Here is a 26151-nt window from a genome sequence, read left to right on the forward strand (position 1 = left end):
GGCCCTTTTTGCGTTAAGGGATTAACTTAGCCACAGGCCTTTATGTCAGCGACTTTTTTCGTCCGTTGCGCACTATTGCTAATCGCTATGCTGCTCAACGGTTGCCAGCCGCAGGACGCGCCGCCGCTCGATCAGCAACTTTACGTCTGGCAGCGGCAATGGACTGACGCCCATGACGACGCTCTGGCTCAATCGCGCAGGGACTTTTCGACATTGCGGGTATTGGCGCTGCAGACTTATCCACAGGCTGGCTGGCGTCGTGCGCAAATCAACCCGGCGCTATTGAAAAATGACGGTCGCCCACTGATTGCGGTGATTCGACTCGACGGCCAACTCAAGACCCTGGATCAAACCGAAGCCACGGCGCAGATCCAGCGCGTAGTGGCCGATTGGCAGGCTCAGGGCCTGACGCTGGCTGGCGTCGAGATTGACCACGATGCCGGTACGGCGCGCCTGTCGGCCTACCGTGAATTTCTCACCGGGTTGCGCAATGTGTTGCCGGCCGCGTTGAAACTGAGCATCACCGCGCTGCCGGCCTGGCTCGACAGTCCGGAACTGCCGGGGTTGCTGGCGGTGGTCGACAGCAGCGTGTTGCAGGTGCACGCGGTGAGCAGTCCCGAACACGGGTTGTTTGATCCGGCGCAGGCAGAACAATGGGCCTGGCGCTGGAGCCGGGTCACTGCGAAACCCTTCTACCTGGCGTTGCCGGCCTACGGTATTGCATTGCTGCCGGGGGACGGCGGGGCGCCGATCGTCGAAAGCGAAGTGCCGTTAGAACGCGTTGGGCAGCGCCGTGAGTTGTTGGCTGATCCGCAACAGTTATCGAAACTCGCCAGCCAATTGCGCGCCGAGCCACCGCCCCATCTGGCCGGGTTGATCTGGTTCCGTCTGCCACTCAAGGGCGACCGACGTGCCTGGAGCCTGGCGACGTTGCGTGCAGTGGCGCGGGGTGACCGGCTGGCGAGTCAGCTCAACCTGAACCTTTCCAACCATGACGGCCTGTACGACATTACTGTGAGTAATCGCGGCAACCTCGACGGTAGTCTGCCCGAGCGCGTGACGCTGGCGGTCACTGACTGCGATACGGTTGACGCCGTCAACGGTTATGTCGTGAAACAAACATCCGGACAGCTCAGCTTTACCCGCCTTCAAGACGGCCGTTTACTGGCGGATGCCGAACGCCCCCTGGGTTGGGCGCGCTGCACAAAAATTGATCAAGGAAGCTCACATGTCTATCCGTAACTGGCCGCGTCATTTACTCGCTGCAAGTCTCTGCCTGCCGCTGGGCGCCGCGATGGCCTGTGGGCCTGATTTTCCGCTGCGCTTGCTCGGCGACCGGGCTCAGACCCTGGGTGAATTGCCGGAAGGCAGCTTCCGGTTCGAAGTGAATCGCCTGGGCAAAGCCATCGCCGGTCTGAAGCCTGCCGAGACAATGACGGTCGACTACGTTTACGGCGCTAGTGACGATATTTATGTGCAAGCGCGAAACACCGCTGAGCAGATGGGTTTGAGCGACGCTCAGCGTGCGCAGGTGGCGCAACTGCGAACGCTTCAGGATGCACAACAGGTGCAAGCCGAGGGCGCGAGCCTGCCGCCTGAACTCAGTCTGTACACGGCAGGCGCGGTAGCCTTCAACGCGGGCGAACATGCCGTAGCGGCAGAGTATTTCCGCAAAGTGCTGGCGCTGCCGGCCGATCAGCGTGCATTGCGCAGCACTTGGGCTGCGTACTCGTTGGGTCGAGCCTTGTTTGCCATCAGCCAGGAGGCCAATGACCTCGATGAAACTGGCCGTCGTGAGGCTCTGCAACAGGCCCGACAGGCGTTTGTGCAGACCCGCCAATTGAGTATCGAAGGCTTCAGCGACCCTCAGGAATTGGGCATTGCCAGCCTCGGCGAAGAAGCGCGGCTGGTACGTCTGGCCGGCGACTGGAACACCGCCGTCGAGCTTTACGCGACGCAGAGCCTGCAAGGTTCGCAAGTCGGTTACAGCTCGCTCAAGCTGCTGATGAATGAGCTGGGCGAGATGCCGGAGGCGCAGCTCAACGAGGTGCTCAAAGGCAAAGCGGTGCAGCAATTGGTCACGGCGGCGTTGATCAGCCATGTCGGCTGGTCGTACGGTGAACAACCGCCCACTGAACAAAGAATGATCAAATCGCTGGTCCAGAGTACCGTTGGCAGCCTGGATAACGCTGACCGCCTGGCGGCACTGAATTATCAGATCGGTGATTACGCCACCACCAAAACCTTGCTCGAACACGCTGGTGACGGCGGCCTCGCCTGGTGGCTGCGAGCCAAAATGGCGTTGCGTGAGGGTGACAAGGCGGCGGCTGCCAGCGCCTATGCCAAGGCAGCCAAAGCCTTCCCGCAGGATGAAAACTGGGGCGATCGCAGGGCGTCCAGCGGTGACTACGAAACCCTCAAACCCGGCTGCCGGGTCGACGGTGAAAGTGCGCTGCTGGCGCTGGAACGTGGCGATTACCTGCAAGCCTTTGAGCAGCTGTATCGCAGCCAGGATCTCTACTGGGAGGATGCTGCTGTCGTCGCGGAGCGTGTGCTGACGGTCGATGAACTCAAACAGTTTGTCGACCGTCAGGTGCCAGCGCCAACGCCGTTGACCCAGCAGGAACGCGACCGCTATGTGCCGCTGTCGATCGCTGCGCGTCTGCGCGACTTGCTCGGGCGTCGGTTGCTGCGTGAGGAGCGCTACGATGAAGCGCCGGCGTACTTTGATAATCCTGAGTTGCAAGGGTTGGCCAAAGCATATGGCCTCATGCGTCAAGCCGCTGAGTCGGGTTGGTGGCCGAGCCATCGAGCGAGGGATTATTTCCACGCCGCCTTGATGGCTCGCGGCCATGGAATGGAGCTTCTGGGATACGAAATGGCCCCGGATTACGCCACCTTTGACGGTAACTACAGCCTTGAGCGTACCGAGTTAAAAGTCGGGCCGCTGATCTCTGAAGGTGAGGTGCAACGCCAGCAGGCCAGCGCAGCCAAACCGGACGAACGTTTCCACTACCGTTACGTTGCTACAGGCCTGGCTAGCAAAGCGGCGGACCTGTTGCCCCACAGCAGCCAGGCGTTCGCAGCGGTACTGTGCACAGCGGCGGGTTTTGGCACCAGCCTTGAGGAGGAAAAGGCCTTCTATCAGCGCTACGTCAAAGAAGGACCTTATGTGGATTGGGCGTTCAACTTCGGGCATCAATGCCCTTATCCCGATTTTCAGAACGCCGATAAACGTTATGTGACCCAAGCGCTGGAGCCCGTGCGTTCAACCTTGCGCCCCTATAAAAAGTGGCTGCAGATGGGCTCTGTGGTGGTGTTCACGGCATTGGCCCTGTGGCTGATCAATCGCCACAAGCGCAAGGCCAATCGTTAAGCCTGCTGAACGAACGTCAGGCGCAGTGCAAAACCGATCAGCAGGCTGCCAAACAGCCATTGCTGCACGCGCTGCGCCGAGGGGCTGCGTTCCAGCCAGCGACCGAGCCAGGCGCCAATCAGTGCGTAACCGCTGTCGAACAGCAATCCGGCCACCACCAGCAACACGCCCAGGGTCGCGAACTGCGTCAGCACCGGCCCTGCCTGCGGGTTGATAAACTGCGGCAACAGCACCGAGCAGAACAGCAGCGCCTTGGGGTTGAGCAGGTTGGTCAGCAAGCCGCGCTGGATCGCCTCGCGCCACGCCAGCTTCGCAGCGGCTGTACCGTTGGCGTTCAGGTTCGGCAGCATGTTTGAGCGCAAGCATTGAATCCCCAGCCATAGCAGGTAGGCCGCGCCGGCCAGGCGCACCACTTCAAAGGTCCAGGGTGCAGCCTTGAACAGCGTCGCCAGGCCCAGCGCAGCAAGTGCAACGTGGCAGCCACGGGCAATTGCCAGACCGATGGCGGTGGCCAGCGCGGCGGCTTTGCCCTGCCTGGCTCCGGTTTGCAGCAGCAGAATCATGTCCGGGCCGGGCAACAGGTAAACCACTGCCAAGGCCAAAAAGAACATCCAGAGCTCTGCCATGTTGCACCCCATTCGTTAGCGATTCGGTGATCAAAGTCTAGGGCCGAAGGGCAGGGCAGGTGGTTGCGTAGTCGCGCCTGGAAACAGCTAGACTTGGCAGCTTCTGCCAATCAATTAATAAAAACAGTCGGGAACTGCCAAACCATGAAACTGGACGCCTACGACCGCCGAATCCTTGCCGCGCTGCAACGCGACGGTCGCCTGAGCAACGTGCAACTGGCGGACGAGATCGGCCTGTCCGCTTCGCCGTGTCTGCGCCGGGTGCGGATGCTGGAAGAGGCCGGGGTGATTCGCGGGTATCAAGCGAATCTGGATCGCGACGAAGTGGGGCTGGGGCTGACCGTGTTTGTCGGGGTCAAGGTCGAGCGCCACAACGACGAAGAGGCCGAAGCGTTTCGTCTGGCGGTAACGGCTTTGCCCGAGGTGATTTCTGCGTTTCTGGTGTCAGGCGAATCGGATTTTCTGCTGCAGGTGGTGGTGCCGGATTTGCGCGGTTATGAGCGCTTTCTGACCGGCAGCCTGCTCAAGTTGCCGGGCGTGAGTGATATTCGCAGCAACTTCGCAATTCATACGGTGAAAACCCCAGGGCCACTGCCGCTGGGGCATTTGCCGAGCTGATGCCGTTGCACAGCCCGGCTACGCTTTATCTTTCTGCTTCATCATTTGTGCCGGTTGGGCGATGGGCGGGGAGCCAGAAATTCACTACCATCGTTATATCGTAACGATTTGCAAAAAATGCAACGGCCTGACGACTTATCCACAGGCCTGGCTCACGTAACAACAAGTACTGAGGTGGTATGCAAGTCGATCTGGAGGCTGAGGGGGCGAACGTGGAAGGACTGCCGCGTTTTCAGCAGGCGGTGTTTCACGGACGTCGGTTGAAGCGGGTGGGCATCGGCCTGGCGAGTCTCGCAGCAGCAGGGTTGTTGTTGGCGTTTTTTGTCGGGCTGTTTGCACCGCAATCGCTCTGGGCGCCACTCTTGGTCAGTCAGTCCTCGGCGTTGATCGTCGTCGTGGCCGGTTTGCAATCAGCGTGGTGGATCACCCAATGGCGGGCGAGGGCGCTGGTTGAACCGGCGGTTGTTCTGGCTGCAGAACCGGCCGAACAGACCGAGGCGCTCGGCTGGTATGAGCGACTGTTGGCGCGAGTGGGTGAGCGCTGGGTCGGCTTGCTGGCGCAGATCGGCGCACCGACGTTGTGGCTGGCCGGTTGGTCATTGCTGGCGATGTTCAGCCTCGAACAATTCTGGAACCTGACATTACCCGCCGCTGCACTGGGCCTTTCGGCCAGCGTTGGGGCGGCGATTTCGTTGCTGCTGGCGTTCGGTTTGCTGGTGTGCGAACGCCAACTGACTCAGGAAAATCCTGCTGAATGGCCCGAAGCCGGGCAGTTGGCGCAGCTCACTCGCGTGGCGATCATCTGTCTGGTGACCGGCGCATTCTGCCTGTTGTTCAGCAGCGAAACCGCCATCTGGCCGGTGCGCCTGGCGGTATTGATCGGTCTACTGCCGGGGCTGGTCGCCGCAGAGTTGTTGCTGCGTGCAGTGTTGTCGTTGTTCAGTCCTCGTCGCGATCTGCTCGAACCGACGTTGCTGGCGCGCAGTTTTGTCGCGGACATGTTGCGCTGGCCGCCACAACCTTTGTTGGCGTTGCAGCACGAATTGCATAACCGCTTTGGCATCGATCTGCGGCAGATCTGGGCTTTCACTTACATGCGTCGGGCTTTCTTGCCTGTGCTGAGCGTGGTGCTGTTCGTGGGTTGGCTGCTCACCGGGATTCATGAAATACCGCTGCAAGGGCGGGGGATCTACGAGCGCTTTGGCAAGCCGGTTCAGGTGTTTGGCCCGGGTTTGCATGCCGGTTTGCCTTGGCCGTTGGGGCGGGTGCTGAGCATCGAAAATGGCGTGGTTCACGAATTGGCGACCAGCGTCGGTGACGCGCCAGCGGCGACGGTGGCCGACCCTGCGGAAGGGCCCGCGCCGGCCATTGCCAACCGGCTATGGGACGCCAGCCACGTGAATGACAAGTCCCAGGTGATTGCCAGCAGCAGCAACGATAAACAGAGCTTCCAGATCGTCAACATGGACGTGCGTTTTGTCTACCGCATTGGTTTGAGCGATCAGGCCGCGTTGGCGGCTACCTACAACAGCGCCGATGTCCCGACGCTGATTCGCAGCACCGCCAGCCGGATTCTGGTGCACGATTTTGCCTCGCGGACCCTCGACGGTTTGCTTGGGGCCGATCGGGTAGGGCTTGCCGAAGACATTGGTCGTGCGGTGCAGGCCGATTTGCAGAAACTCGACAGCGGTGTGGAAATCCTCGCCACGGTTGTCGAAGCCATTCACCCGCCGGCTGGAGCTGCCAACGCCTATCACGGCGTGCAAGCGGCGCAGATCGGCGCGCAAGCGTTGATCGCGCGCGAACGTGGCGCGGCTGCCGAGCAGACCAATCAGGCGCAATTGCAGGCCAGTGTCGCCCATGACCAGGCGCTGGCCACGGCCCGCGAAGTCAACGCAACGGCCGAGGCCGCCGATCTGCGCTTCGCTGCCGAGCGCAAAGCCTACGCCGTAGCCGGTCGGGCCTTTGTGCTGGAGCAATATTTCGCACAACTGAGCCAAGGATTAGCCAACGCCAAAGTACTGGTCCTCGACCATCGTCTGGGCGGCAACAATACACCGACCATCGACCTGCGCAGTTACACGTTACCCGCCACCTTACCGACTGACACTTCGCCGTCACGTCAACCCGTTCAGTCAGGAGCCGCCAATTGAGCCCGTCGCATTCCCACGAGCCGCATGATCATCACGACCACGCCGGCCACGACCATGGCCATGGCGGGCATCATCACGGCCACCACCATCATCACCATGGCGACCCGCAAGAGGCGGGCCCGTTCCCGTGGCGACGCATGGGCTGGGCGGCGCTGCTGGTGCTGTTTGCCGTTGCAGCGGCCAGTCTGGTGCAAGTGCGCTCGGGCGAGGCGACGGTGATTACCCGTTTCGGTAATCCTTCGCGGGTGCTGCTGGAACCTGGCCTCGGTTGGCGCTGGCCGACACCGTTCGAAGCAGCGATTCCGGTCGACCTTCGACTGCGCACCACCTCCAGCGGTTTGCAGGACGTGGGCACGCGCGATGGTTTGCGGATCATTGTTCAGGCCTATGTCGCGTGGCAGGTGCAGGGTGATCCGGATAATGTGCAGCGCTTCATGCGCGCGGTGCAGAACCAACCGGACGAAGCGGCGCGGCAGATTCGTACGTTTGTCGGCTCCGCGCTGGAAACCACTACCAGCAGCTTCGATCTGGCCAACCTGGTGAACACTGACGCCAACCAGGTGCATATCGCTGATTTCGAGGCGCAACTGCGCAAGCAGATCGATCAACAACTGCTGACCACTTACGGCGTGCGTGTGCTGCAAGTGGGTATCGAACGGCTGACATTGCCGTCAGTGACCCTGACTGCCACCGTCGATCGTATGCGCGCCGAGCGTGAAACCATTGCCACCGAACGCACGGCCATCGGCAAGCGAGAGGCGGCGCAAATCCGCTCAGCCGCCGAGCGCGATGCGCGGATTGTCCAGGCCGACGCCACGGTGAAGGCTGCGGATATCGAGGCCCAATCACGGGTTGAAGCTGCGCAAATCTACGGCAAGGCTTACGCGGGTTCGCCGCAGTTGTACAACTTGCTGCGTTCGCTGGACACCTTGGACACGATGGTAAAGCCGGGCACAAAGTTGATTCTGCGTACCGATGCTGCACCATTCCGGGTGTTGGTTGATGGACCGCCGACGCTGGATAACAAGTCTGGGTCGCAGCCATGAGTGTGGTTCCACGTGGAACAAATGAACTCGACAGCCCGTGGGTTCAGGCCGGGCGTCTGGCATTTCTCGCGCTCTATGCGGTAACGGTGTTGGCGGCGTTGGCCTGGGCTTTCTCCAATGTGCGGCAGATTGATCCGCAGAATCGCGCCGTGGTGTTGCACTTTGGCGCACTGGATCGCATCCAGAACGCCGGCTTGCTGTTGGCGTGGCCGCGTCCGTTCGAACAGGTGATTTTGTTGCCAGCGGCGGATCGGGTGATCGAACGGCGGGTGGAAAATCTGCTGCGCTCTGATGCTGCGCTGCAAGGTGAGCGTGTGGCGAGTTTCGCCAACCCACTGAGCGATGCGCTGGCCGGCTCTGGGTATTTGCTCACTGGCGATTCGGGCGTGGTGCAACTGGACGTTCGGGTGTTTTACAAAGTGACCGAGCCTTACGCCTTCGTCCTGCAGGGTGAACATGTGCTGCCGGCGCTGGACCGTTTGGTGACTCGCAGTGCGGTGGCGCTGACGGCTGCACGAGACCTGGACACTATTCTGGTCGCTCGACCGGAGTTGATCGGTGCCGACAATCAGGCCGCCGAACGTCGCGAGCGTCTGCGCGGTGATCTGGTGCAAGGGATCAATCAACGCTTGGCCGAGCTGGCTGCGACGGGGCTGGGACTGGGCATCGAGGTCGCCCGGGTCGACGTGCAATCGAGTCTGCCCGAACCTGCGGTCAATGCTTTCAACGCGGTACTGACCGCCAGTCAGCAGGCGGATAAGGCCGTGGCGAACGCACGTACTGAAGCCGAAAAACTCACTCAGACCGCGACCCAACAAGCTGACCGCACACTGCAAGTCGCTCATGCTCAAGCCAGCGAACGCCTGGCCAAAGCGTCGGCCGACACCGCTACGGTGCTCAGTTTGGCGCAAGCGCAGCAGAAGGGCAGCGACCCGGAAATGCTCCTGCGGATCTATCGCGAGCGTATGCCGAAAATTCTCGGTCAGGCCGGCTCGGTTACGACGGTCAACCCTAAAGACGATTCCCGCCTGATCATTCAGGGAGCCGAACAATGACAACTCAAACTGCCGCCGCGCCAAGCATGCTCAGCACGGCCGAACAACGCAGTGCTGCACGCCAGTTGACCCTGGCGATGCTCGCTTTGGGCTTGCTCGGCCTGGGGCTGGTCTGGCGTTGGTTGTCGCCGGAGCAAACCGGTGTCAGCCAGTTATTGCTCGGGTTGGCTTCGTTGCTGGTGGCCGTTCCGGTCATGCGTTCGGCCTGGTACAGCCTGCGTTACCCGAGCCTGCACGGGATCACCGATCAACTAATCGCCTTGGCGATGATGGGCGCCTGGGCGACGGGCGATCTGCTGACCGCGGCTTTGTTGCCGATCATCATGATCTTCGGCCACGTGCTGGAAGAGCGCAGCGTGATTGGCTCTCAGGAAGCGATCCATGCGCTGGGCCGTCTGACGCGCAGCCACGCGCGCAAGGTTCAGGCCGATGGCTCGATTATCGAAATCGACAACGCTACGCTGAAGGCTGGAGACATCGTCGAAGTGCGCGCAGGCGATCGAGTCCCAGCGGATGGGCGGGTGTTGTCCGGTCAAGCGAGCCTGGACACTGCGCCGATTACCGGTGAGTCGGTGCCGCTTGAGGCCACCGTCGGCATGCAGGTATTCGGCGGGGCGATCAACCTCGATGGTTTGCTGCGGTTGGAAGTGACCCGCACCGGCAACGAATCGACCCTCGGCAAAGTCATTGCGCTGATGCAAAGCGCCGAGCGCTCCAAGCCACCGATCACCCGATTGCTGGAACGCTATGCCGGCAGCTACATGGTGCTGGTGTTGCTGTTGGCCGCAGTGACCTGGTTCGTCACCAATGATGCGCAAGCAATGCTCGCGGTACTGGTTGCCGCGTGCCCATGTGCATTGGTGCTGTCGGCCCCGGCCACGGCGATTGCCGGGATCGCGGTGGCTGCGCGCCATGGCATCCTGATTCGCAGCTCGGCGTTCCTCGAAGAGTTGGCGGACCTGACGTCATTGGTGGTCGACAAGACCGGCACCCTGACATTTGGGACGTTGCGTTTGCAGTCGATCGACAGCCCGGTCGAGGACCGCGGCACGTTGCTGAAACTGGCCGCCAGCCTCGGCTCGGCCAGCAGCCACCCGGTCAGTCGGGCGTTGGCCGGGCTGGTCACTCAGGAGCATTTCCTGCTGCTATCAGACATTCGTGAACGTCAGGGCCTGGGTGTGGTGGCGATGACCGAACAGGGTGAAGCGGCGCTCGGCCGACCCGAGCTGTTTGCGCAATTGGGCATCGCCACCTCGACGGTGCCGGAGCATGACGGGCCGATTGCCGGCCTGGCATTGAATGGACGTTTCCTCGCGTGGTTGTTGCTGGCTGACAGTGTCAAACCGGAAGCGCGTTTTGCCATGAGAGAACTGCGCGAACTGGGCCTTGGCCGGCAGTTGTTGTTGACGGGTGATCGACAAAGCGTCGCCCACAGCCTGGCCCATGAAGTCGGCATCAGCGATGTCGAGGCGCAAGCCTTGCCGGAAGACAAGCTCAACCGCGTCCTGACTGAAATCGACAATGGTTTCCGGCCGATGGTGGTTGGCGATGGCATCAACGATTCGTTGGCGCTCAAGGCTGGCGTGGTTGGAGTGGCGATGGGGGCGGGCGGTGCGGACATCGCATTGGCCTCCGCCGACATCGTGTTGATCGGCAGCGATCTGCGGCGACTCGGCACCTGCGTGCGCTTGAGCCGCCAGTGCCGGCAGACCTTGCAGGTCAATGTGATCATCGGTCTGGGCTGGACGCTGGCGATCGTCGCGTTCGCCGCGTTTGGCTGGCTGGGAGCGGCAGGGGCGATGATTGCTGCGGTCCTGCATAACCTGAGCACGTTGCTGGTGTTGGGCAATGCCGGGCGTTTGCTGCGGTTCCAGGAGCCGCTGCTGAAGCTGAAAGAAGAGGGTTGAGGCTTAATGCCGGCCAGCTAATAAGCCGTTACGCGACCCTGTAGCAGCTGGCGAAGCCTGCGTTCGGCTGCGCAGCAGTCGTAAGTGCTACCCCATGGTCTGCCTGACGTACCGCGCACCCTGATTTCACGACTGCTGCGCAGCCGAACGCAGGCTTCGCCAGCTGCTACAGCGTCGCCGAACTGTGCGCACAATTGACAGTCAACTGTGAAGAGGGCGCACCTCTTCAGGCCGTCACCTGGCTGAAACAGTGGGTTTACGACAGTTTGTTGCTCCGTCGTGACTCATAGGAAAAGGCTATTAAATCGATAGCCAGCTAATTTTCCACAATGGTCTACCCTCAAATCAGACGTCTGAAACAAGGGGGACTATTCATGCTCGCGCAACTGCCACCGGCCTTACAGAATCTGCAATTACCGCTTCGCTTGCGACTCTGGGACGGCCATGAATTCAATCTGGGCCCTGCGCCCAGCGTTACGATTGTGGTCAAGGACCCACAAATGGTGTCTCAATTCACCCACCCAAGCCTCGACCTGTTGGGCGCCGCTTTCGTTGAGGGCAAGCTCGAACTTGAAGGCCAGATCAGCGACGTCATCCGGGTATGTGATGAGTGGAGCCAAGCGTTGCTGGATGACGCTGACGGCAATCAGCCGGTCCGTTCTGCCCATGACAAAGCCACCGACGCGGCGGCGATTTCCTATCACTACGACCTCTCGAATGCGTTCTATCAGCTCTGGCTCGACAGTGACATGGCGTATTCCTGCGCTTACTTCGAAACCGGCAGCGAAACCCTGGAACAGGCCCAGCAAGCAAAATTCCGCCACCTGTGTCGCAAACTACGGCTACAACCCGGCGAGTACCTGCTGGATGTCGGCTGCGGCTGGGGAGGGTTGGCGCGTTATGCGGCGCGGGAATTCGGGGTGAAAGTATTTGGCATCACCCTGAGCAAGGAGCAGTTGGCATTGGCCCGGGAACGGGTGATCGCTGAAGGTTTGCAAGATCAGGTTGAGCTACAACTGCTCGATTACCGCGATCTGCCTCAGGATGGGCGGTTCGATAAGATCGTGAGTGTCGGCATGTTCGAACACGTCGGGCACGCCAACCTGGCGGAGTACTGCAAGACATTGTTCGGTGCCGTGCGTGAAGGCGGCCTGGTGATGAACCATGGCATTACCGCCAAGCACACGGATGGCCGGCCGGTCGGACGGGGAGCTGGCGATTTCATCGAGCGCTACGTATTCCCTAACGGAGAATTACCGCACCTGTCGATGATTTCGGCCGAGATCAGTGAAGCGGGGCTGGAGATCGTCGACGTCGAAAGCCTGCGTCTGCATTACGCCCGCACACTGGATCACTGGAGCGAGCGGCTGGAGGACAACCTTGAAGCCGCTTCCAAAGAGGTACCGGAGCAGGCGTTGCGGATCTGGCGATTGTATCTGGCAGGCTGCGCCTATGCGTTCGCGCGGGGCTGGATCAACTTGCACCAGATCCTCGCGGTCAAGACCCACGCCGACGGCAGCCATGAGCTACCGTGGACGCGTGATGACATCTACAACCCTTAAAGGATCGGCGAGATAAGCCGGGCGACCCGCATGCCAAGTTGTTGCAGGCGGTGGGTCTTCCGGCTTTCGCCTTTGGCGATTTCGTGAGCCTGGGCGAAATCGTCGTTGAGCATGTGTTCCACCAAACCTGCGAAATCGCTGTCGACGGTCAGTAGCATCACTTCGAAGTTGAGCCTGAACGAACGATTGTCCAGATTTGCACTGCCGATGGCCGTGATCTCACTGTCGATCAACACAACCTTCTGATGCAGGAAGCCCGGCTGGTAACGGAACACCCGAACCCCGGCGCGTACGGCTTCGAAGGCGTACAGGCTGGAGGCGGCATAGACGATCCGGTGATCCGGTCGCGATGGCAGCAGAAGCCGCACATCGACACCGCGCAGCACGGCCAGGCGTAGCGCGGCAAACACCGCTTCATCGGGAATGAAATACGGGCTGGTGATCCACACGCGTTCGGTTGCGGACTGGATGGCTTCAACGAAAAACAGTGAGCAGGTTTCATGAGGGTCCGCCGGGCCGCTGGCCAGCAGTTGGCAGAGCACGCCGTCATCGGGGTAGCTCTGTGGCAATATCAGCGGTGGCAGTTTTCGGGAGGCCCAGAACCAGTCTTCCGCGAACGACTCCTGCATGCACGCCACCACGGGGCCGCTGACAGCAATGTGCGTATCGCGCCAGGGTGCCAGCGGTGGTTTCTGGCCCATGTATTCGTCACCGACGTTATGCCCGCCGACAAATCCCTGCACGCCGTCGACCACGACAATCTTGCGATGGTTACGGAAGTTCACCTGGAATCGATTGAGCCAGCCACTGCGTGTGGCAAACGCTTCGACCTGCACCCCGGCATCGCGCAAGGGTTGAACATAGCTGTGAGGAAGGGAGTGGCTGCCGATCCGATCGTAGAGCAGGTAAATAGCGACGCCTTCCGCTGATTTCTCCATCAGCAGTGTTTGCAGGCGTCGGCCGAGTTGGTCGTCATGGACGATGAAAAACTGAATCAACACGGCTTCGCGGGCGGCACGGATCGCTTCGAAAATCGCGTCAAAGGTTGCCTGGCCGTTGATTAACAGGCGCACCCGATTGTTTGCCAGGCACGGCATCCGCCCCAGCTTCGGCATCGCCCGCAACGAGGCGTAGGCCTTGGAGGCGCGGGCGGTCAGCGCTTCCTCGATCCACGGACGCCAGTTCAGGTCGGCGATGGCCTTGTGCATTTCTTCGTTGGCCTGCCGACGAGCCTTGATATAAGCGTCGAAGGTGCTGCGACCGAAGACCAGATAAGGGATAAGCGTCAGGTAAGGTATGAAGACCAGTGACAAGGCCCAGGCAATCGAGCCTTGAGCAGTCCTGACGGTCAATACGGCATGAATGGCAGCGATCGTGCCCAGAGAGTGGATCAGCGCGATCAGATAAGCGAAAAGATGGGGTCCAAAAAAATCCATGGGGCAACCGTGCTCCTGACAATTCAATGCTTAACAGACCATGTTCCACGCCGAATGTCGCTATTTAATTAGACATGCAACCGAAGTAGATTGGCGACGTCTAACGGCCACTAATGTCTAGGAGTTACTCGATGAACGTACGTCTGCTGGGTTTGGCCATGGCTGTTGGCTTGTCTCTTCCTGTGGTCGCTCAGGCGCAGATGCTGCAACCGGGTTTGTGGGAATTGACCTCAAGCAACATGAAGGTCGATGACCAGAACCTGCCGGATCTGCAGTTGATCCTTAGCCAGTTGGGCAGCCAGATGACGCCGGCACAAAAGGCCGCGCTGGAGAAACAAGGCATCACCATGGGCGGTAAAGGGATTCGTGTCTGCCTGACCCAGGCCCAGGTTCAATCCGATACCATTCCCCTGCAAGACCCGCAGTCAGGTTGCACACAGCAGGTCACCGACCGCAGTGGCAACCAGTGGAAATTCCGCTTCAGCTGTCCGAAAGCCCAGGGCGCCGGCGTTGCTACGTTCCTTAGCGACCGTGAATTCAACACCACGGTCAACGGCACGTTCAACGCCACCGGCATTCAGCAAAAGGGCAGCATGGATACGCGCGCCGTGTGGCTGGGACAGGATTGCGGGACGGTCAAACCTCGCGCCTGATCTCTATCGCTGGCAAGGCTGCGGCCTTGCCAGCGACAGCGTCCACTTCGATCCGCAGCCGCTCACACACCGCTTCAACACTCATCCGCCCAAAATCCTCGCCCTTGCCGCTGCGCAAACTGACGAATCCGCCGTCCATTTCCTTGTCACCGATCACCAGTAAGTAGGGCACCGCCAGCAGAGTGTGGTGGCGAATCTTGTTCCCGATATTTTTCTTGCGCACATCCGAGTTGGCGCGAAAACCAGCGCGACGCAGCGCTTCGGTGACTGACTGCGCGTAGCCGATCTGACGCTCATCGATGTTCACGACGACTACCTGTTGTGGGGCTCGCCATTCATCGAGCTCCTGCTGATTGGCCCAGCACACGCCGTAAATCCGTTGTCGCGATGTTCCGCAAAGATGGGCCAGGGTGAACGCCTGCAATACTCTGGTTGAAGGTACGTACGGACCATCACCCAGCTCTTCGAGGTTCCCCAGCCGAGATCGCGACAGCACGTGATTGATCGAGTGGTTGGTGGTTGCCAGGGCGTACATCCGCGCTTCGATCAGCTTCAGGTCGTCAAGCTGTAACGATTGTTCGTGGGTAAATTCACAGTAAAAACCATCACCGACAACCGCACCTGCGTACAGCTTTACCTCGGTATAGAGCTGCCTGATCGCCATCGCCAACAAGCGCATGCAAGACCGGCGAAGGATCTCCAGACCTTCCGGTTCCTGCGGTGTGACGATGTTCACCCGCGCGTCCTGACTGATCACGAATGCACAATCCACCAGCGTGCCATTCACCCGGCCGGCGACCGCCGCTTTAGCCAGGCCAATACCGATGCTCGCCGCAACTTCAAATACCGAGAGCGGTTGGTCGTACTCGCGCAGCGAGCCGTCAGGCAGGGTTATGTGAATCATCGTCAGTTATCCTGGGTGTTTCATGCAAAACGCAATTCAACGCATAAACCGCAAGGGCAAACCCTGACAGTCTTCATTTAGACGTTCGGCGTGCCAGGCAATTTGCCCCGAAACCAATGTCGTGCTGACGCTGTGTCGAAAACGCTGCCCGGCGAAGGGTGTCCAGCCGCATTGAGCGAGAATCGGCTGCCGGGAAACAGCCTTTCCGGCAGGCTCGGGTTTGATCAAAACGAGGTCGGCCCAATAGCCTTCGCGCAGGTAACCGCGATCCGGGATGGCGAACAGATCGGCCACTCGATGGCTGGTTTTGGCCACCAGGGTGGTCAGTGGAATCCGTTGATCGGCCACCAGCTCCAGCAACGCGGGGAGGGCGTGCTGCACCAACGGCAATCCGGAAGGCGCCAGTCGGTAGGGCATTTGTTTTTCGGCCCAGGTGTGGGGCGCGTGGTCGCTGCCGATGACGTCCAGCAGGTTGCTGAGCAGCGCCTGGCGTAGTGCATCGCGGTCAGCTTGAGTCTTGATCGCCGGGTTGCACTTGATGAGATTACCCAGGCGCGGATAGTCGCGATCATCGAACAGCAAGTGATGCAGACAGACTTCGGCGCTGATGCGTTTTTCCGTCAATGGCTTGTCTTCGAACAAGGCCAGTTCGCGAGCAGTGGTCAGGTGCAAAACATGCAATCGAGTGCCGTGTCGTTTGGCCAGATCGACCGCCATTGAGGATGAGCGAAAGCACGCATCGGCATTGCGAATCAGCGGATGAGCCGCAGCGGGAATGTTCTCCCCGAGCAGTTCAGTGAAGTGGTTTTCATTGGTCTGGATGCTTGGCGTGTGTTCGCAATGGGCCAGCAGGATCGTCGGAACCTCGGCAAACAGCCGCTCAAGAATCTTCGGGTCGTCCACCAGCATGTTGCCGGTGGAGGCGCCCATGAACACTTTGACCCCGGCGACCTCGCAGGGGTTGAGTGCTGCGACGGTGTCGAGGTTGTCGTTGCTGACGCCGAAGTGAAAGCCGTAATTGGCCACTGAGTGGATCGCTGCCCGGCGCTTTTTCTCGGCGAGTGCATCGAGCGTCAGGGTTGCCGGTCGGGTGTTGGGCATGTCCATGAAACTGGTGATGCCACCTGCCACGGCCGCCCGCGACTCGGTATAGATGCTGCCTTTGTTCGGTGCACCCGGATCGCGAAAGTGCACCTGGTCGTCGATCATTCCCGGCAGCAACCATTGGCCGTTGGCGTCGATTTCCAGCGTCGCGTTTTCACCTTCGATGCTGCTGGCGATCTTCACGATGCGCCCGTGATCCACCAACAGATCGGCGTCGAACACACGGCCTTCGTTGACCAGTCGGGCGTTGCGAATCAGCACGCTGTTCATGCTCAAAACTCGTTCTGCAGGGCTTTGTAGCCACGCACCAGATCGACGTTGGTGCGCGCCACGTCCTCGGAAAACTCCGAGGCGCTGACGCTGACCGGCGGGAACTGCGACAAGTCGGTCTTGGGGCCGATGCGTGTGGTGGACGGCACGTAGAAGTCGGCCGGCAAGTCTCGCCCGTCGACCACCGAGTTGTGCCGCACTACGCAGCCGTCGCCCACCGCACAGTTGAACAGCACGCTGTTGAAACCGACGAACACCCGGTTCCCAACGGTGCACGGGCCATGGACGATGGAGCGGTGAGCGATGGAACTGAACTCGCCGATCGTCACCGCTGCACCGGATTTGGAGTGGATCACCACACCATCCTGAATGTTCGAATTGGCGCCGATGGTGATCGGTTCCATCTCGCCCGAATCGTCGACTTCATCGGCGCGGATTACCGCATAGGGACCGACGAAGACGTTCTCTCCAATCACTACTTTGCCGCAGATGATCGCAGTTTTATCGACGTAGGCGGATTCGGCAATCCGCGGCAAATCGCCGGACGGGTTTTTGCGGATCATGGTTTGCTCAAGGCGTCGTAAAGGGTGTTGAGGTTGTATTCGAACAGCCCGGCAAAGGTGCTGGCCGGACCTTCGGCGGCGAGTGCATCCGAGTACAGGGTGCCGCCAATGTGCGCGCCGCTTTCATCGGCAATTTGCTTGAGCAGGCGGGCGTCCTTGATGTTTTCCATGAACACCGCTTTGACCTTGGCCTGACGGATCTGGGTGATCAATGCAGCAACCTCAGCGGCAGAGGGTTCACGCTCGGTGGACAAGCCTTGAGGTGCCATGAAGTCAATGCCGTACGCCTGACCCAGATAACCGAAGGCGTCATGAGAGGTAACGATCTTGCGGTTGCCCGGTGGCAATGCACCGAGCTTGGCCTTGGCTTCGGCCAGCAGGCGGTAGATCTGTTTCAGGTAGGTCTGGCTGTTGTGTTCGTAGTCGGCTTTGTTCGCCGGGTCTGCGGCGATCAGCGCCTTGGTGATGTTGTTCACATACAGTTCGGTATTCGCCAGATTGTGCCAGGCGTGTGGGTCGGGGAGGGGCTCGCCGTCCTCTTCCATTGTCCTGGGGATCACGCCGCGGCTGGCGGTGATCACCGGGGTTTTGGTGGTGGTGCTGGCAACCATGCGGTCCAGCCATGGCTCGAAACCGAGGCCGTTCTTGAAGATCAGTTTGGCCTTGAGCAGGGCCTTGGCGTCGTCCGGAGTGGGCTCGTAGGTGTGAGCGTCAGCGTCCGGGCCGACCATGTTGGTGATTTGGATGTGCTCGCCGCCGACCTGATGAACCATGTCGGCAAGGATGCTGAAGCTGGTGACCACCGGCAGTTTTTCTGCTGCCGATGCCATTGATAACGACATCGACAACCACACACTGAACAGCACAAGTAGAGCGCGCATCGGGAAACACCTCATTGGGATGTGAGCAAAGGCGGGCGCCGCAGTAATCCGTGCACCGGACCGAACACCACGGACAGCAAGTACAACGTGCCGGCCACCAGCACGATGGCCGGGCCGCTGGGCAGCGAGTAATAGAACGACAGCAACAAACCGAGCCATACCGAGAGGCAGCCGAGCAGCCCGGCGATGGCCATCAACATTGGCAAGCGACGACTCCAGAAGCGTGAAGCGGCGGCCGGCAACATCATCAAACCGACTACCATCAGCGCGCCGATGGCCTGGAAGCCGATCACCAGATTCAGCACCACCAGGGTCAAAAACACGCCGTGCGCTAAAGGACCGAGACGGCTGACGGTTTGCAGAAACAACGGGTCTAGGGTGTCCAGCAGCAGTGGCCGATAGATCAGCGCCATGGCGATCAGGCTGATTCCTGAGACCCAGAGCATGCCGGTTAATGTCGGGCCGTCGACGGCCAATGCCGAGCCGAACAACAGGTGGAGCAAGTCAAGGCGTTTGCCGGCGATCCCCAGGATCAGCACGCCGCTGGCCAGCGAAATGGGGTAGATCGCCGCCAGGCTGGCGTCTTCCCGAAGGCCGGTGCGGCGGGTAATCCATGCCGCCAATCCGGCCATGCTCAGGCCGGCGCCGAGGCCGCCGATGGTCAGCGCCGGCAAGCTCAAACCGGCAAACCAAAACCCTAACGCGGCACCGGGCAGGATGCCGTGAGCCACGGCATCGCCGATCAGACTCATGCGTCGCAGGATCAGGAACACCCCCAGCGGTGCGGTGCTGCAAGCCAACACCAGACCGCCGATGAGGGCTCGGCGCATGAACACGAATTCGTGGAACGGTTGCCAAAGTTGCGCAGCGACGAGCATTACGCCACCTGCGTGTGTGGTTGCTGGAGGATCAGCTCATGGCTTGGCGCCAGGACGCAGCCCGTCTTTTTGATCAGCAATGCTTGAGGAATGTGTTGGCGAACCGCAGCCAGGTCATGACACACAACGACCAGGGTTCGACCCTCGTTGTGCCAGGTGTGGATGTGTTTCCACAGCAGCGCCTGGCCGAGTTCGTCCAGTGCGGCGTGAGGTTCGTCGAGCAGCAACAGCGGCGCTTCGGCGAGGCTCAGACGAGCGAGCAGGGCGCGTTGCAATTCCCCTCCTGACAACGCCATCAATGGGCGTTGCTCCAGGCCTCTCAGACACCAGTCATTCAGTACGTTGTCGAGGCGTTGGCGGCGAACGTCCGGCGTTTGTTTACTACCCCAGAATCCAGCGCTCACCAGCTCTTGCAGGCTGATGGGGAACTGTCGGTCGAGGTGCTGTTGTTGTGGCAAAAAAGACAAGCCACCCCGTGGTGAAACGTCGAGAGCAACTTTGCCCGCCAGCGGCTTTTGCAGACTAGCGATGACTTTCAGCAAGCTGCTTTTGCCCGAGCCATTGGCACCGATTACCGCGGTCAGGCTACCGCTGGGTAAATCTAAATCGAGGGCGGGAGTGAGTGGTTGACCGGGTGCACCCCAGCGGAGTCCTTGGCAGCGAATCATGCGGCCTCCCAGTTCCAACGACTTTCGGCGACCGCATCGTGGGCGTGCAGACTTTCAGCGTGAACCACGCGCAATTGAAATGCCTTGATGCCGGGAGAGCGTTTCAACGCCAGATTCAAGCGTCGTGCAGCGTCTTCGCAGAACATCAGGTTTTGGCCATTCGCAAGAGCGAAGGCTTGTTCGTCGGCACGCTTTACTGCGGTTTGAACGGCGGTGCCGAGTGCGGCTTCGGCATCATTGATTGCGGCGATCAAGGGCAGATCGTCCAGATAGTCATCCAGTCGTAGCCGCAATTGCGCACTGCTGCGTTGACTATGGGGCGTTGCGACGATGCCTTTTGATGATCCGAGCCAAGTCAAAACGTCGGCGTGCTGCAACGGCTTGTTGGCAAAGTCATCGATGAATTGCTGCTGAATAAGTTGTCTCGAAAGCGCAGCTGAACAGGGGCAAGTGGACGAATAAGAAACGTCAATTTTAAGTTCCACGTGGAACACTGCGTTTTCCAAACGCGCTTCGATGCTGATCGGATAGCTTTTCCAGCCGGCCAAAGGGCTGATCAAGGCTGGGCGTTTGAGCAGTAAATCAGCGTGAATGCGCAGGTAAGCGGCATTGGATAAACCCTCGTGGCTGTCGAGGAAACGTTGCAGAACTTGCCGCAACAACGCCGGGGTGAGGCTTTCCTGCTCAAGCATTTCCAGCGCCAGATACAGCCGCGACATATGAATGCCACGCGCTTCGCCATCATCGAGGCTGACGCCCGCGTCGGCTTTTGCGCTCAATCGCTGGCCGTCGAATACAACAGGAAGAGCAATGCCGCACATGCCCACCCATTCGAGTGGCAAGGCTTGGCGTGAGGCCTGCGCGGCGATATCCGGCAAAGTCAGCGCATTCATGAGCAGGTCCATCGTTGGAAATATTTTGCCATGTTATAGTATAACAATACAGTCGACGATACCTTTTTCTCGAGCGGTCTTTCACTATGCACAGGCGACAATTGCTCAACCTGTTGTTGGCCAGCGCTGCGCTGGTTTTACCCTTCGGCGTGTCGGCGACGCAGATCCGCAATGCACGGCTCTGGCGTTCGGATGACAAGCTTCGCCTGGTACTCGATCTGAGCGGACCGGTGCAGTACAAAACCTTCTCGTTGAGCGCGCCCGAGCGACTGATCATCGACTTGAGCGGTGCGCAGCTCAGCGGTGACTTCAGCCAATTGGCGCTCACCAACACGGTGATTCGTTCGATCCGTTCCGGGCACTTCGGACAAGACGATACGCGGATCGTGCTCGACCTTACCGGTCCGGTGCGGCTCAATAGTTTTCAACTGCCGCCACAGGACGGGCAGGGCCATCGTCTGGTGCTCGATCTGCTTAACGCCGCGCCTGTGCAGATCGCTGCGGCGGCACCTTTGGTCCAGCGAGAAACACCGGCTGACAAGGCTCACCCCAAGCGCGACATCATTGTCGTAGTCGACCCCGGGCATGGCGGCAAGGACCCCGGCGCAATTGGCGCCAAAGGTGAGCGCGAGAAAGACGTGGTGCTGTCCATCGCACAATTGCTGGCCAAGCGTTTGAAGCGCGAAAAAGGTTTCGATGTGAAATTGGTGCGCAACGACGACTTCTTCGTGCCGTTACGCAAGCGTGTGGAGATCGCCCGTACGCACAAGGCCGACATGTTCATCTCGGTGCACGCTGACGCGGCGCCACGGCTCACGGCTTCTGGCGCTTCGGTTTACGCATTGTCCGAAGGTGGCGCAACTTCGGCCACGGCGCGCTTCATGGCGCAACGGGAAAACGGTGCCGACTTGCTGGGGGCGAGCAGTCTGCTCAACTTGAAGGACAAGGATCCGATGCTCGCCGGGGTGATTCTCGACATGTCGATGAACGCCACCATCGCCGCCAGTTTGCAGCTTGGCAGCACGGTACTTGGCAGCTTGGCGGGGATTACCACGTTGCATCAGAAACGCGTGGAACAGGCCGGATTTGCGGTGCTGAAGTCACCGGATGTGCCATCGATCCTGGTCGAGACCGGCTTCATTTCCAACGCCCGCGACAGCCAGAGGCTGGTGACGGTGCGGCATCAAAAGGCGGTAGCCGACGGTCTTTTTGAAGGTTTGCAGCGCTATTTTCAGAAGAATCCGCCGCTGAACAGTTATATGGCCTGGCAGCAGTCGCAGCAAAAATCGCAGGTCTAGCAGCCCGTCAGTCGGCTACAGGTGAACTTGCCGCTGGAACCGCCAGAGCTGGAAAACCGATTGAGGGTGGTCCAGCCAACGCGGCGGCTGTAGCCGACCCAGGCTTCTCCATCCGACGCCAGGCCGGTGAAGAACGTCAGTTGGCCATAACGGCTGCTGGTCTGCGCCCAATAGCGTTTACCGCTCACTTCAAATCCGCGCATGTAGGTCGTGCTGCCCGCCGTGGCGACGCTGTAAGTGTTGCCGTCCGGGTCTACGCAGGCCAGCAGATTGGCGCTGCGCGTGCACTTCGCCAGGTTCGATGCCTGTGCGCAGGCGTCTGCTGCGACAAACAGCGAAAGGCTCAACAGTGTGCATTTCAAGGCGTTGTGCATGGGCTTTCTCTTGGTGCGAACGGGCTCAAGCATTGCGTCCTTCGTCGCTGGGAGCAAGAGGGAATTGGCGTCCTTGTGTTGTTATACTATAACATTAATGATCGCCTGACCGGCCACTCCTGATGAGAAACACCTGATGCCCAATCGTCTCCCCGTTACCGTGCTGTCCGGCTTTCTCGGCGCCGGCAAAAGCACGCTGCTCAACTACGTACTGCGCAACCGCGAGAACCTGCGGGTCGCGGTGATCGTCAATGACATGAGCGAAATCAACATCGACGGCAGCGAAGTTCAGCGCGATGTCACCTTGAACCGCGCCGAAGAGAAACTCGTCGAAATGAGCAACGGCTGCATCTGCTGCACCCTACGCGAAGACCTGCTGGAAGAGGTCAGCAAACTGGCCAGGGACGGTCGCTTCGACTACCTGCTGATCGAGTCCACCGGTATTTCCGAACCTCTCCCTGTGGCGGAAACGTTCACCTTTCGCGACGAGGAAGGCCAAAGCCTGGCCGACATTGCGCGGCTCGACACCATGGTCACAGTGGTCGACGGGATGAACTTTCTGCTCGATTATCAGGCCGCCGAAAGCCTCGCATCACGGGGTGAAACCCTTGGCGAAGAAGACGAGCGTTCGATCACGGATTTGTTGATCGAGCAGATCGAATTCGCCGACGTGCTGCTGATCAGCAAGATCGATCTGATCAGCAGCGCCGAGCGCGAAGAGTTGATCGCGATCCTCAAACGTCTCAACGCTCAGGCGCAGATCATCCCGATGGTCATGGGCGAAGTGCCGCTGAAACAAATCCTCAACACCGGCCGCTTCGACTTTGAAAAAGCCTCCCAGGCACCGGGCTGGCTGCAGGAATTGCGCGGCGAACATGTGCCGGAAACCACCGAGTACGGCATTGCTTCAATGGCTTATCGGGCACGTCGACCGTTTCATCCGCAGCGCTTTTTCAACTTCATCAATCGACCGTGGGTGAATGGAAAACTGCTGCGCTCCAAGGGTTTTTTCTGGTTGGCCAGCAAGCATCAGGACGCCGGTAGCTGGTCCCAGGCCGGCGGTTTGATGCGTCACGGGTTCGCTGGCCGCTGGTGGCGTTTTGTGCCGAAAACACAGTGGCCGCAGGATCAGGAAAGTACCGCGGCGATCATGGAAAACTGGACCCCGGCCACGGGTGATTGCCGCCAGGAACTGGTGTTCATCGGCCAGAACATCGACTTCGCCCAACTCACTGCGCACCTCGACAACTGTCTGCTCGACGATGACGAAATGTCTCTGGGCGTCGAAGGTTGGCGCCTGATGGCTGACCCGTTTGGTCCATGGCTCGAAGAGGAGGCGGCCTGATGTTGGCGCCGAGTCTGAAAGCGCAGCCGGTGGTTCGCCAGGTACAGGGGCAAACCCCTGACGTCTTCACGCAGATACTTCAAGACGGCACCAACCTGGCGCTCTGGCAGCGTCGTTTGCCGGCACATATTGCTGACTTCGGCGCATTGCTGTTATCGCTGAACGAGCCGCTGGCCGAGTCGTTGGTGGTGGAATTGGCGACTGACGACGCTGAACCCAATCTGCGTGGCCTGGCCGAAAGCTTCAGTGATCTGGAGGGTTACGAAGGGTTTATCGCCGATGTTTCATGGCTGGTCAGCGCATTTGCCTGCCTGCTGGGCGCGACGCGTATCGGTTTGCGTTTGCGGGTGCTGGATAACGCCATGTGCCCGCGTTTTCATGTCGATCATGTGCCGGTGCGGCTGATCACTACCTACGCCGGCATCGGCAGTCAGTGGCTCAGGGAGGGCGCCATGGATCGTAAGAATCTGGCCAGAGCGGAGGCCGAGCCGCAGGACTGTGAACAAATGCTCTGTGGTGAAGTGGCGCTGCTCAAGGGTGAGAAGTGGCACGGCAACGAGGGTTTCGGGCTGATTCATCGTTCACCGCAACCCGCATCGGGTGAGCGCCGGCTGATCCTGACTCTCGACTGGCTCGGTTGATTCAAGGCGTGAGCCAAGCGCCCTGGCTTTGGCTTTCACAATACGGCTTCAGGTACGCCGCGTCTGTGGCCACGCCGTAATAGTGAATATCCTGGCGGTAAGGCATATTGGCGACTTGAGCGTTGCTGCACACACCGAAGGCACCGCTGGGGCATTGCTCGAGGAATGCGACGTCGACTTTCTGCCCCGCGAGATTGGGCTGGCAGAAGCCGTCATGGAACATTTTCTCCGGGATGTTGCGGTTTTGCTGACAGACTTTGACGTCGAGCCGTTCCGCCTGGCTGTGAACCACGCAGGCCTGGGCCAACGCCTCGCCCGAAGCGAGGGCCAACAGCAACGACAAGCCGATCAGTCGCATCCTTTTCCTCCCTAGAAGCTGCCGAACATGTTGCAGAACATTCCTACTCACGTCATCGCCGGACCGTTAGGCGCCGGCAAGACCAGCCTGATCAAACATCTGCTGACGCAGCGGCCGGCGAACGAGCGCTGGGCGGTGCTGATCAACGAGTTTGGTCAGATCGGTCTCGACGCCGCGTTGCTGACCACGGGCGCCGATGGTATCGCATTGGGAGAAGTGGCTGGCGGCTGTTTGTGTTGCGTGAATGGTGCGCCGTTTCAGATCGGCCTCGGGCGGTTATTGCGCAAATCACGGCCGGACCGCTTGTTTATCGAACCCTCGGGGCTGGGACATCCGGCGCAATTGCTCAAGCAATTAAGTGAAGCGCCGTGGCAGGGCGTACTGGCGATTCAGCCAAGCGTCCTGGTGCTCGACGCTCAAGCACTGGCCGACGGAAAATCACTGCCAGAGGCGCAACAGCAAGCGCTACCAAGCGCGGGTCTGTTGCTGTTGAACAAGGCGGAGCACCTGAACGATGAAGATCGCCAGCGCATCACCGCGCAGTTGCCGGAATGCCCGCTGTATTGGACGCAGCAGGGCGCTCTGGCATTGAGTGACTTGCCGGGCGTGCACAGTCGAGCGGTCGAGGGTGTGGATAACTTCAAAGTGCCTAAAGGTCTGGCGCAGATGCCGGCAGTCTGGACTGATCCGACGCAGCCGATTTGCCTGAGTCAGCGGCAGGAAGGTGGCTGGAGCATTGGTTGGCGTTGGCACCCGAGTCAGTCGTTCGAACTTTCTCGGGTCCAGGCTTGCCTGGCGGCTTTGGATTGGCGACGGGCCAAACTGATTATCCACAGCGCCGAGGGTTGGGTGTCGGCCAATTCACTGGATAACGCCGCGCTGCGCTGGCAACCCAGTGAATGGCGTCAGGACTCGCGCATCGAGCTGATTTTCGATAAGCCGCAGGATGTCGAATCACTGCAGAGGAAGCTTGCGAGTTGCCGCGTGAGCCCGATTTAACGCGGTTCAGGGCTCAGTGACGCAGCTTGTTGTGGTCCTGGCGCCATTGACTCAGCTCGATCACCTCGGCGCTGGGCAGCACAGGTTTTTCCTCGAGCGGAATCGGGTAGGGTGCCAATTCGATCTGTGCGCTGTGGGCACCGAATTGGGTGATGGTGCCCACGTGACGCGTTTCGCCAGTCACAGTGAACTCAAAGTTATACACACGGGCCAGACGTCGCCGCCCGTTGGCGTCCTTCACGAAGCCGATTTTCTTCAACGCCACATTGCCGTCGAGCAATTCGATGTCGAGTTTGGCGCAATGCCGCTTGACCCGTTCCAGGGCCCGCTCGCGCAAGCCATGGTTGTGCCACAGCCAGGCGGCACCGGTCGCCAGCAGCATCAGCACGAAGATATTTCCAAGGGTCAGCATGAACAGTGCTCCAACGAATTAGTGTCAGCTTAACTGTGTCCCTAGTCTGTCGTACAGGCTCCGTTTAAAGGCAGTGTGAAAACTGCTGCGCTCGGCAATACTGCGTTAAAAACAGGCTCGGAATGCTCATT

At 60.0% G+C, this 26151-nt stretch carries 25 protein-coding genes and 1 pseudogene; 14 read left to right on the forward strand and 12 right to left on the reverse strand.

Going from position 1 to position 26151, the window contains the following annotated elements; all coding sequences use genetic code 11:
* Window positions 1-42 precede the first annotated feature (42 nt).
* The gene (locus AC1DIG_RS10360; RefSeq protein WP_477767227.1) at window positions 43-1242 is read left to right on the forward strand and encodes a DUF3142 domain-containing protein; all 1200 of its coding nucleotides are present in this window, start codon (window positions 43-45) and stop codon (window positions 1240-1242) included.
* Window positions 1229-3376, forward strand: a complete 2148-nt coding sequence (locus tag AC1DIG_RS10365) for a hypothetical protein (protein ID WP_477767228.1) — start codon at window positions 1229-1231, stop codon at window positions 3374-3376. The genes AC1DIG_RS10360 and AC1DIG_RS10365 overlap by 14 nt, the downstream gene beginning before the upstream one ends.
* On the opposite strand, the gene AC1DIG_RS10370 is transcribed toward AC1DIG_RS10365, so the two are convergent.
* Window positions 3373-4002 carry a LysE family translocator gene (locus AC1DIG_RS10370; protein ID WP_477767229.1) on the reverse strand — a complete coding sequence of 210 codons (630 nt, stop codon included), beginning with the start codon at window positions 4000-4002 and terminating at the stop codon, window positions 3373-3375. The genes AC1DIG_RS10365 and AC1DIG_RS10370 overlap by 4 nt on opposite strands.
* Window positions 4003-4146: 144 nt before the next feature.
* Here AC1DIG_RS10370 and AC1DIG_RS10375 point away from each other — a divergent pair, with 144 nt between their 5' ends.
* The 7 genes and pseudogenes from AC1DIG_RS10375 to cfaB all read left to right on the forward strand — a co-directional run bounded on the left by AC1DIG_RS10375 (window position 4147) and on the right by cfaB (window position 12343).
* Complete coding sequence (locus AC1DIG_RS10375) at window positions 4147-4620, forward strand: Lrp/AsnC family transcriptional regulator (protein WP_054594814.1); 474 nt, start codon at window positions 4147-4149, stop codon at window positions 4618-4620.
* A 179-nt stretch (window positions 4621-4799) separates the two neighbouring features.
* The gene (hflK, locus tag AC1DIG_RS10380) at window positions 4800-6773 is read left to right on the forward strand and encodes a protease modulator HflK (RefSeq protein WP_477767230.1); all 1974 of its coding nucleotides are present in this window, start codon (window positions 4800-4802) and stop codon (window positions 6771-6773) included.
* Window positions 6770-7819 (forward strand): protease modulator HflC, encoded by a 1050-nt coding sequence (gene hflC / locus AC1DIG_RS10385; protein ID WP_477767231.1) that lies wholly within the window; start codon window positions 6770-6772, stop codon window positions 7817-7819. The genes hflK (AC1DIG_RS10380) and hflC overlap by 4 nt, the downstream gene beginning before the upstream one ends.
* Window positions 7816-8874: a protease modulator HflK gene (gene hflK / locus AC1DIG_RS10390; protein ID WP_477767232.1), complete on the forward strand. Its 1059-nt coding sequence runs from the start codon at window positions 7816-7818 to the stop codon at window positions 8872-8874. Before hflC ends, hflK (AC1DIG_RS10390) begins: the two co-directional genes overlap by 4 nt.
* On the forward strand, window positions 8871-10781 hold the full coding sequence (locus AC1DIG_RS10395; protein WP_477767233.1) for a cation-translocating P-type ATPase: 1911 nt from the start codon (window positions 8871-8873) through the stop codon (window positions 10779-10781). Before hflK (AC1DIG_RS10390) ends, AC1DIG_RS10395 begins: the two co-directional genes overlap by 4 nt.
* Window positions 10782-10948: 167 nt before the next feature.
* Window positions 10949-11071, forward strand: a pseudogene (locus tag AC1DIG_RS10400) (HvfC/BufC N-terminal domain-containing protein); the annotation flags it as partial.
* Window positions 11072-11155: 84 nt separating this feature from the next.
* The gene (gene cfaB, locus AC1DIG_RS10405) at window positions 11156-12343 is read left to right on the forward strand and encodes a C17 cyclopropane fatty acid synthase CfaB (protein ID WP_477767234.1); all 1188 of its coding nucleotides are present in this window, start codon (window positions 11156-11158) and stop codon (window positions 12341-12343) included.
* Here the strand turns inward: cfaB and cls are convergent.
* The gene (gene cls / locus AC1DIG_RS10410; protein WP_477767235.1) at window positions 12340-13779 is read right to left on the reverse strand and encodes a cardiolipin synthase; all 1440 of its coding nucleotides are present in this window, start codon (window positions 13777-13779) and stop codon (window positions 12340-12342) included. The two genes, cfaB and cls, sit on opposite strands and share 4 nt — an antisense overlap.
* A 131-nt stretch (window positions 13780-13910) precedes the next feature.
* Here cls and AC1DIG_RS10415 point away from each other — a divergent pair, with 131 nt between their 5' ends.
* On the forward strand, window positions 13911-14432 hold the full coding sequence (locus tag AC1DIG_RS10415) for a DUF3617 domain-containing protein (RefSeq protein WP_145018267.1): 522 nt from the start codon (window positions 13911-13913) through the stop codon (window positions 14430-14432).
* Here AC1DIG_RS10415 and AC1DIG_RS10420 read toward each other — a convergent pair.
* Genes AC1DIG_RS10420 through folE2 form a run of 7 tightly spaced genes read right to left on the reverse strand, consistent with a single transcriptional unit; the run spans window position 14416 to window position 20593 of the window.
* Window positions 14416-15336 (reverse strand): His/Gly/Thr/Pro-type tRNA ligase C-terminal domain-containing protein, encoded by a 921-nt coding sequence (locus tag AC1DIG_RS10420; protein ID WP_477767236.1) that lies wholly within the window; start codon window positions 15334-15336, stop codon window positions 14416-14418. The genes AC1DIG_RS10415 and AC1DIG_RS10420 overlap by 17 nt on opposite strands.
* 36 nt (window positions 15337-15372) lie before the next feature.
* On the reverse strand, window positions 15373-16710 hold the full coding sequence (locus AC1DIG_RS10425) for a dihydroorotase (RefSeq protein ID WP_477767237.1): 1338 nt from the start codon (window positions 16708-16710) through the stop codon (window positions 15373-15375).
* A 2-nt stretch (window positions 16711-16712) separates the two neighbouring features.
* The gene (locus AC1DIG_RS10430) at window positions 16713-17273 is read right to left on the reverse strand and encodes a gamma carbonic anhydrase family protein (RefSeq protein ID WP_477767238.1); all 561 of its coding nucleotides are present in this window, start codon (window positions 17271-17273) and stop codon (window positions 16713-16715) included.
* The gene (locus AC1DIG_RS10435; RefSeq protein WP_477767239.1) at window positions 17270-18154 is read right to left on the reverse strand and encodes a metal ABC transporter substrate-binding protein; all 885 of its coding nucleotides are present in this window, start codon (window positions 18152-18154) and stop codon (window positions 17270-17272) included. Before AC1DIG_RS10435 ends, AC1DIG_RS10430 begins: the two co-directional genes overlap by 4 nt.
* An 11-nt stretch (window positions 18155-18165) precedes the next feature.
* Window positions 18166-19032, reverse strand: a complete 867-nt coding sequence (locus AC1DIG_RS10440) for a metal ABC transporter permease (RefSeq protein WP_477767240.1) — start codon at window positions 19030-19032, stop codon at window positions 18166-18168.
* On the reverse strand, window positions 19032-19700 hold the full coding sequence (locus AC1DIG_RS10445; RefSeq protein ID WP_477767241.1) for a metal ABC transporter ATP-binding protein: 669 nt from the start codon (window positions 19698-19700) through the stop codon (window positions 19032-19034). The genes AC1DIG_RS10440 and AC1DIG_RS10445 overlap by 1 nt, the downstream gene beginning before the upstream one ends.
* Window positions 19697-20593, reverse strand: coding sequence for a GTP cyclohydrolase FolE2 (folE2, locus tag AC1DIG_RS10450; RefSeq protein ID WP_477767242.1), 897 nt, complete (start codon window positions 20591-20593; stop codon window positions 19697-19699). The genes AC1DIG_RS10445 and folE2 overlap by 4 nt, the downstream gene beginning before the upstream one ends.
* Window positions 20594-20679: 86 nt before the next feature.
* Between folE2 and AC1DIG_RS10455 the strand changes: the two genes are divergently transcribed.
* Window positions 20680-21891, forward strand: a complete 1212-nt coding sequence (locus AC1DIG_RS10455; RefSeq protein ID WP_477767243.1) for an N-acetylmuramoyl-L-alanine amidase — start codon at window positions 20680-20682, stop codon at window positions 21889-21891.
* On the opposite strand, the gene AC1DIG_RS10460 is transcribed toward AC1DIG_RS10455, so the two are convergent.
* Window positions 21888-22265, reverse strand: coding sequence for a glutamine synthetase (locus AC1DIG_RS10460; RefSeq protein ID WP_477767244.1), 378 nt, complete (start codon window positions 22263-22265; stop codon window positions 21888-21890). The genes AC1DIG_RS10455 and AC1DIG_RS10460 overlap by 4 nt on opposite strands.
* Window positions 22266-22401: 136 nt before the next feature.
* Here AC1DIG_RS10460 and zigA point away from each other — a divergent pair, with 136 nt between their 5' ends.
* Complete coding sequence (zigA, locus tag AC1DIG_RS10465) at window positions 22402-23610, forward strand: zinc metallochaperone GTPase ZigA (RefSeq protein ID WP_477767245.1); 1209 nt, start codon at window positions 22402-22404, stop codon at window positions 23608-23610.
* On the forward strand, window positions 23610-24251 hold the full coding sequence (locus AC1DIG_RS10470) for a DUF1826 domain-containing protein (protein ID WP_477767246.1): 642 nt from the start codon (window positions 23610-23612) through the stop codon (window positions 24249-24251). Before zigA ends, AC1DIG_RS10470 begins: the two co-directional genes overlap by 1 nt.
* 1 nt (window position 24252) lies before the next feature.
* Here the strand turns inward: AC1DIG_RS10470 and AC1DIG_RS10475 are convergent, their stop codons facing one another.
* Complete coding sequence (locus AC1DIG_RS10475) at window positions 24253-24609, reverse strand: NADH:ubiquinone oxidoreductase (RefSeq protein ID WP_477767247.1); 357 nt, start codon at window positions 24607-24609, stop codon at window positions 24253-24255.
* Window positions 24610-24636: 27 nt separating this feature from the next.
* Between AC1DIG_RS10475 and AC1DIG_RS10480 the strand changes: the two genes are divergently transcribed.
* The gene (locus AC1DIG_RS10480) at window positions 24637-25608 is read left to right on the forward strand and encodes a CobW family GTP-binding protein (RefSeq protein WP_477767248.1); all 972 of its coding nucleotides are present in this window, start codon (window positions 24637-24639) and stop codon (window positions 25606-25608) included.
* Window positions 25609-25621: 13 nt separating this feature from the next.
* On the opposite strand, the gene AC1DIG_RS10485 is transcribed toward AC1DIG_RS10480, so the two are convergent.
* On the reverse strand, window positions 25622-26020 hold the full coding sequence (locus AC1DIG_RS10485) for a DUF3301 domain-containing protein (RefSeq protein WP_145018303.1): 399 nt from the start codon (window positions 26018-26020) through the stop codon (window positions 25622-25624).
* Window positions 26021-26151 lie beyond the last annotated feature (131 nt).

This window comes from Pseudomonas sp. 05N431 (genome assembly GCF_056397005.1).